At 64.7% G+C, this 388-nt stretch carries 1 protein-coding gene; it reads left to right on the plus strand.

Annotation, left to right across the window (positions count from 1 at the left end; translation table 11 throughout):
• A partial coding sequence (locus tag OEB96_RS00215) for a hypothetical protein (protein ID WP_266213359.1) occupies positions 1-388 on the plus strand: 388 nt, incomplete at both ends.

Raw genomic sequence — 388 nt, forward strand, 5'->3', positions numbered from 1 at the left:
CACCGCTTGCGGGAATCGGCGGCTTCACGCACCTGAGCCTGCGAGCGGGCCGGATCTACGAGAACCTCGACCCGGAGGAGTGCAAGTCCGAACATGCCGCGCTCTCGTTCGAGATCGATCTCGTGGACCAGAGCGGCGTGGCGCAGGCGAGCACGGTGGTCACGGAGCCGATCCTCGAGCCGCACGACGAGCTGACGACCTACCAGGGAAACACCAACTGTCGTGCGCACCACTTCATGCAGACGATCCGCATTCCGTTGACCCGCTTCGCGCCGATCGCCATCGAGGATCTCGGTGCCATCCGGCTGCGGTTCTCGTCGGATCAGGCGCAGCACGTACTCGTCGACACGATCGAATTCACCCGGGATCCCTCGAGCATGGGCCTCGT

The organism is Paraliomyxa miuraensis (assembly GCF_026337845.1).
In the GTDB taxonomy this organism is placed as follows: domain Bacteria; phylum Myxococcota_A; class Polyangia; order Nannocystales; family Nannocystaceae; genus Paraliomyxa; species Paraliomyxa miuraensis.